General features: G+C 69.8%; 4 protein-coding genes and 3 pseudogenes. 3 read left to right on the forward strand and 4 right to left on the reverse strand.

Translation table 11 applies throughout. The features are described 5' to 3' along the window. A pseudogene (locus CXY82_RS00160) lies at positions 1-701 on the reverse strand (MFS transporter); the annotation flags it as partial. A gap of 188 nt (positions 702-889) precedes the next feature. Between CXY82_RS00160 and CXY82_RS17685 the strand changes: the two are divergent. The 3 genes and pseudogenes from CXY82_RS17685 (at position 890) to CXY82_RS00170 (ending at position 2,167) form a co-directional block, all read left to right on the forward strand. Further along, positions 890-1,333 carry a hypothetical protein gene (locus CXY82_RS17685; RefSeq protein WP_233199083.1) on the forward strand — a complete coding sequence of 148 codons (444 nt, stop codon included), beginning with the start codon at positions 890-892 and terminating at the stop codon, positions 1,331-1,333. After that, a pseudogene (locus CXY82_RS17690) lies at positions 1,267-1,518 on the forward strand (IclR family transcriptional regulator C-terminal domain-containing protein); the annotation flags it as partial. The gene CXY82_RS17685 and the pseudogene CXY82_RS17690, both read left to right, overlap by 67 nt. Positions 1,519-1,672: 154 nt before the next feature. Further along, on the forward strand, positions 1,673-2,167 hold the full coding sequence (locus CXY82_RS00170) for an aldehyde dehydrogenase family protein (protein WP_104169164.1): 495 nt from the start codon (positions 1,673-1,675) through the stop codon (positions 2,165-2,167). A gap of 34 nt (positions 2,168-2,201) precedes the next feature. Here CXY82_RS00170 and fdxA read toward each other — a convergent pair whose 3' ends face one another. From fdxA to sufC, 3 genes and pseudogenes are all read right to left on the reverse strand, one after another. After that, positions 2,202-2,525 carry a ferredoxin gene (gene fdxA, locus CXY82_RS00175; RefSeq protein ID WP_104100575.1) on the reverse strand — a complete coding sequence of 108 codons (324 nt, stop codon included), beginning with the start codon at positions 2,523-2,525 and terminating at the stop codon, positions 2,202-2,204. A 45-nt stretch (positions 2,526-2,570) separates the two neighbouring features. Then, entirely contained in the window at positions 2,571-2,930 is a 360-nt protein-coding gene (locus tag CXY82_RS00180) for a metal-sulfur cluster assembly factor (protein WP_104169165.1), read from the reverse strand. Beyond that, a pseudogene (gene sufC, locus CXY82_RS00185) lies at positions 2,927-3,086 on the reverse strand (Fe-S cluster assembly ATPase SufC); the annotation flags it as partial. The pseudogene sufC and the gene CXY82_RS00180, both read right to left, overlap by 4 nt.

The raw sequence follows: 3,086 nt of genomic DNA on the forward strand, positions 1-3,086 counted from the left end.
CCCGGCGCGACGCCCGGCGCGACGCCCGGCGCGACGCCCGGCTCCGCGCCCGACGCCGACGCCGTCGCCGGCTCGTCGCCGAGCTCCGCTCGCACCGGGATATACCGCACCCCGGCGACGGCCGTGGCGAGCACGAGGAGCGCAACCCCGGCCAGGTGCCAGAACACCGGCAACGAGACGAAGGATGCCCCCGCGCCCGCCAGTGCGCCGACCACGGTGCCGAGGCTGAAGCAGGCGTGCATCAGCGGCATCAGCGTCTTGCCGATCGCCCGCTCAACCGCCGCCCCCTCGACGTTCATCATGACGTCGACCGAGCCCATCCCGAAACCGACCAGGGCCAGCCCGGCGAAGACCAGCTCGGTGGACCCCAGCAGGCTCGTGCCGACCCCGGCCGTGATGAGCCCGACCGAGGAGATCGCGACGCCGAGTACCACGGCGCGCCGGGCGCCGAGGCGGGCGAGCAGCCCGACCGCCGCCACCAGGCCGATCACCGACCCGGCCGAGAGACCGAAGATGACAATGCCCACCTGCGCGGTCGAGAGCTCGAGGCCGTCTCGCACGGCCGGGATGCGGGACATCCAGGTGGCCAGTGCGAGTCCGGCAATGAAGAAGAGTGCGAACACGGCGTTCCGCCAGGCGTGCAGCCCGGGCCGGGCGGCTGGGGTGGAGGAGATTCCGAGGTCGCGGGCAGTGTGGGTCACACCCTCCACGTTATCCGAAACGCAATCTGCCGCACGTGGGGGGACTTCAGGGGGCAACAGAACGGGGGGGGGTGCCGCACCCCGCCGCACCGATCGGAACGCTCGTAGACTGAGCAAGCGATCGAGCGTTTCCAAGGGGGAACGTGGCTGGTCGGACATCCTCACCCGGGCAATCCGTGACGTCGCGGGTGCTGAGCATCCTCGCCGTCTTCGAGCAGAGCGCCTCACCGCGGTCGCTCTCCGAGATCTGCGCCGAGAGCGGGCTGCCACAGAGCACCGTGCCGCCTGCTCGGCGAGCTCGAAGAGTGGGGCGCCGTGCAGCGGGATGCCCGCGGCCGCAACCAGATCGGCCTGCGCCTTTGGGAACTCGGCCAGCACGCGGGGCGGCAGCTGCGCGACGTGGCCCGCCCCCTACCTGCAGGACCTCTCGGGCCTCACCCAGGAGACCGCGCATCTGGCCATCCGCGACGGGGCCGACGTGCTTTACATCGACCGCGTCTACGGCACCCGGCGCGTGCCGCAGGCCCCCCGGGTCGGCGGCCGGCTGCCCATGCACGCCACCGCCATGGGGCGCGCCATCCTGGCATTCGAGGAGGACTGGGTGCAGGACGCCGTGCTCGGCGGCACGCTGATCGTCCGCACCGCCTTCACGAAGACCGACCACGAGCAGCTCCGCCGGGAGATCGAGAAGATCCGCGTGCAGGGGTTCGCGCTCGCCTCGGAGGAGGTTCGCCTCGGCTCCTGCTCCCTGGCGGTTCCGGTCTTCCAGGCTGACGGCCGCGTCGTCGGCGGGCTCGGCATCGTGCTGCCGACCAGCCGCGCCCACCAGCTCGAACGCAACCTGCCGATCCTGCTCGGCACGGCCGAGCGCATCCAGGTCGGAATCGCGCAACTCCCCCCTCGGCGCTGCAGCCCGCCGCCCGCGCCCGCAAACCACCCCGGTGATCGACCCCGTCGCGATCTGAGACCCGATGGATCCGGCAACCGTGTTCGGGCCGAGCGCGACCGCCGCGCAGGGGGACACGGTGCTCGGTTACATCCGGTCGGGCCTGGCGGAGGGTGCCCGCGCCACGACCGGCGGCGACGTGCCCAGCGGGTTCGACCGGGGCTTCTCCGTCACGCCGACCGTGTTCGCCGACGTGACGCCCGGCATGCGGATCGCCCGGGAGGAGGTCTTCGGGCCGGTGCTGTCGATTTTGCGCTACGACCGCCTCGAGGAGGCCATCGGGATCGCCAACAACACGGATTTCGGCCTCGGAGGAACGGTCTTCTCCGCAGACGAGGATGCCGCCCTCGCGGTGGCGTCGCGGGTGGACACGGGCTCGATCGGGATAAAATTCTTCGCCTCGAACCATGCGGCCCCGTTCGCGGGGCGGCATGGCTCAGGGCTCGGCGTCGAATTCGGCCTGGAGGGTCTGCACGTCTACCTCAAGCCGCAGTCGGTGCACCGCCGCATCCGCTCGTAGCCGGCACGGCGGTGCGCTCAGGATCGCGGCAGGGTCAGGGCCGCACCTGCGGGGGCAGGGCGGCGATGATCGGGTGGTCCTTCTGGAACACGCCGGATTTCGCCGCCCCGCCGGGCGAGCCGATGTCGTCGAAGAACTCGACATTGGCCTTGTAGTACTCGGCCCACTTCTCGGGCACGTCGTCCTCGTAGTAGATGGCCTCGACCGGGCAGACCGGCTCGCAGGCTCCGCAGTCGATGCATTCGTCGGGGTGGATGTAGAGCGAGCGCTCACCCTCGTAGATGCAGTCGACCGGGCACTCGTCGACGCAGGCGCGGTCCTTCACGTCGACGCAGGGCAGGGCGATCACATAGGTCATCGGCACGCCCCGGTCAGACTCAGCCGATTCGTGGCAACGGGCTGGCTAGATAGTGAATCCAAGAGCGCTCATCATCTCCCGGCCGTCGTCGGTGATCTTGTCGATGCCCCACGGCGGCATCCAGACCCAGTTGATGCGGAACTGGTCGACGATGCCGTCCAGGTTGACGCCGATCTCCTGCTCGAGCACCTCGGTCAACGGGCAGCCGGCCGAGGTCAGGGTCATGTGAATGATCAGGGCATCGTTTTCATCGTCCCAGCCCAGATCGTAGATCAGGCCGAGGTCGACGATGTTGATGCCGAGTTCCGGGTCGATCACATCCTTGAGGGCCTCCTGGACGGCATCGAACCGCGCCGCGCCCAGGGTCGATTCCGCCGACTGCAGTGCGGTTGTCCCGAGGCTCATCGGGCGACGTCGGTGCTCTGGAAGCGATCGTAGCCCTCGTCTTCGAGGCGGTCGGCGAGTTCGGGGCCGCCCTGTTCGGCGATGCGGCCGTCGACGAAGACGTGCACGAAGTCCGGCTTGATGTAGCGCAGGATGCGGGTGTAGTGCGTGATCAGC

This window comes from Cryobacterium sp. M23, assembly GCF_002929655.1.
Classification (GTDB): domain Bacteria; phylum Actinomycetota; class Actinomycetes; order Actinomycetales; family Microbacteriaceae; genus Cryobacterium; species Cryobacterium sandaracinum.